General features: G+C 70.6%; 2 protein-coding genes. One reads left to right on the top strand and one right to left on the bottom strand.

The genetic code is table 11. The features are described from left to right. Positions 1–469: dienelactone hydrolase family protein (locus tag G6020_RS11985; protein ID WP_347238370.1), on the bottom strand; the 469-nt coding region annotated here is incomplete at its 3' end. A 73-nt stretch (positions 470–542) separates the two neighbouring features. On the opposite strand from G6020_RS11985, the gene glmS reads away from it, so the two are divergent. After that, on the top strand, positions 543–2399 hold the full coding sequence (gene glmS, locus G6020_RS11990) for a glutamine--fructose-6-phosphate transaminase (isomerizing) (RefSeq protein ID WP_182610790.1): 1857 nt from the start codon (positions 543–545) through the stop codon (positions 2397–2399). Positions 2400–2533: the final 134 nt, after the last annotated feature.

The following is a 2533-nucleotide window of genomic DNA, read 5'->3' on the forward strand; positions in this document are numbered from 1 at the left end:
CGGCGGCCGCCGGGACGGTCTCGGTGGGGAACGCCATCGCCACCGCGCCGATATCGGTGCGCTGGGAGGCCAGCAGGGCACAGACCCCGCCACCGAGCCCGTGACCGGCCAGCCCGATCCGGCGGGGATCCGCGCGGACGGTCCCGCGGCCGAGCCTGGCCTGCAGGACGTCCTCGATCGCGGCCGACAGGTGGTCGGCGAAGTGTTGGTGGTTCGGCCGGGGGGACCGATCGGTCGCGGGCGCGACCACGACGAAGCCCCACGAGGCGAGGTGCTTGAGCGTGTCCGTGTAGTCACGGGGGCCCTTGGTCCAGTCGTGGGCGAAGCCCACCACCGGGGCGGGTGACGGCGCGTCACGCGGGACGAACACCACGCCCGGCGTCCCGGTGAAACCGAGATCGCCCGTGTCGACCCCGTAGGGGCCCCGCCGGTTCACCTTGTCGAGCAGAGCTTTGGTCTTGATGGCCACGAGGGCCACAGTATCGCCTCCGGGGGGTCGACGGTGCCGGGGCGTCGGGACGGCGTGGCTACACTTAGCGGCCATGTGCGGAATCGTCGGTTATGTCGGGCATCAGGCTGCCCTCCCTGTCGTGGTCGAGGCCCTGAGGCGGATGGAGTACCGCGGATACGACTCCTCGGGCGTGGCCGTCCTCGACGGTTCGGGCGCCTCGCGCGTGGAGAAGAAGGAGGGCAAGCTCGCCAACCTCGAGGCCGCGCTGGACTCCGCCGGGCACGACAGCTTCCCGGGGACCACCGGGATCGGACACACCCGCTGGGCCACCCACGGGCGCCCCAGTGACCGCAACGCCCACCCGCACGTCTCGGGCGACGTGGCGATCGTGCACAACGGCATCATCGAGAACTTCGCCCCGCTGCGCGCCGAGCTGGAGGCCGCGGGGGTCGAACTGGTGTCGGACACCGACTCCGAGGTGGCCGCGCACCTGCTCATGTGCGAGATGGCGTCCGGACCGCACGCGGGGGACTTCGTCGCCTCGTGCCGGGCCGTGCTGAACCGCCTCGAGGGTGCCTTCACCCTGGTCTTCAGCCACGCCGCCCACCCGGGCACCCTCGTCGCGGCGCGTCGGTCGACCCCGCTGGTGCTGGGCGTGGGGAAGGGCGAGATGTTCCTCGGTTCGGACGTCGCGGCGTTCATCGAGCACACCCGTGAGGCGGTGGAACTCGGCCAGGACAACGTGGTGGTGCTGCGAGCCGACGGCTACGAGATCACCGACCTCGCCGGCGAACCCACCGAGGGCCGCCCGTTCCATATCGACTGGGACCTGGCCGCCGCGGAGAAGGGCGGCTACGACTACTTCATGCTCAAGGAGATCGCCGAGCAGCCGGCGGCGGTCGCCGACACCCTGCTCGGCCACTTCCAGGACGGCCGCATCGTGCTCGACGAGCAGCGGATCAGCGACCAGGACCTCAGGGACATCGACAAGGTGTTCATCGTGGCCTGCGGCAGCGCGTACCACTCCGGCATGGTGGCCAAGTACGCCATCGAGCACTGGACCCGCCTGCCCTGCGAGGTCGAGATCGCCTCGGAGTTCCGCTACCGGGACCCGGTGCTGGACCGGTCCACCCTGGTGGTGGCCATCTCCCAGTCGGGTGAGACCGCCGACACCCTCGAGGCCGTGCGTCACGCCAAGTCCCAGAAGGCCCGCGTCCTGGCGGTGTGCAACACCAACGGGTCGCAGATCCCCCGTGAGGCCGACGCCGTGCTGTACACCCATGCCGGCCCCGAGATCGGCGTGGCCTCCACCAAGGCGTACCTGGCCCAGATCACCGCCAACTACCTCGTGGGACTGGCGCTGGCGCAGGCCCGGGGCACCAAGTACCCCGACGAGGTGGCGGCCGAGTTCCGTCAGCTCGAGAAGATGCCCGAGGCCATCCAGAAGGTGGTCGACTCCCTCGACCCGGTCCGCGAGATCGCGCGGGAGCTGGCCGACTCGAAGTCGGTGCTGTTCCTCGGCCGCCACGTCGGCTATCCGACGGCGCTCGAAGGCGCGCTCAAGCTCAAGGAGCTGGCGTACATGCACGCCGAGGGGTTCCCGGCGGGTGAGCTCAAGCACGGACCGATCGCGCTGATCGAGGACGGCCTGCCCGTCTTCATCGTCATGCCTCCGGTCGAGGGTCGGGGAGTCCTGCACTCCAAGCTCGTGAGCAACATCCAGGAGATCAGGGCCCGCGGTGCCCGGACCATCGTGATCGCCGAGGAGGGGGACGAGGTGGTGCGACCGCTGTCGGACTACTTCATCCCGATCCCGGCCTCGACCACCCTGCTCCAGCCGTTGCTCGCGACCATCCCCTACCAGGCGTTCGCCGCCGAGGTCGCCGCGGCCCGTGGGTACGACGTGGACAAGCCCCGCAATCTGGCCAAGTCCGTCACGGTGGAGTGATCCGCCCCCGGGTCTGATTCCGTCTGGGATCGTGGACGTCATGTTGCGCGCGCACCCGGTCGAGGCGATCCGGGCCGCCGAGCGCCCGCTCATCGAGGCGGCCGCGGCGGCGGGGGACCCGGACGCCGTGATGC

It is taken from the genome of Dietzia sp. B19, assembly GCF_014145155.1.
GTDB classification, from domain to species: Bacteria; Actinomycetota; Actinomycetes; order Mycobacteriales; family Mycobacteriaceae; genus Dietzia; species Dietzia natronolimnaea.

Coding starts and splice junctions, on each gene's coding strand:
- glmS (WP_182610790.1), top strand. CDS start 543: ATGTGCGGAATCGTCGGTTATGTCGGGCATCAGGCTGCCCTCCCTGTC.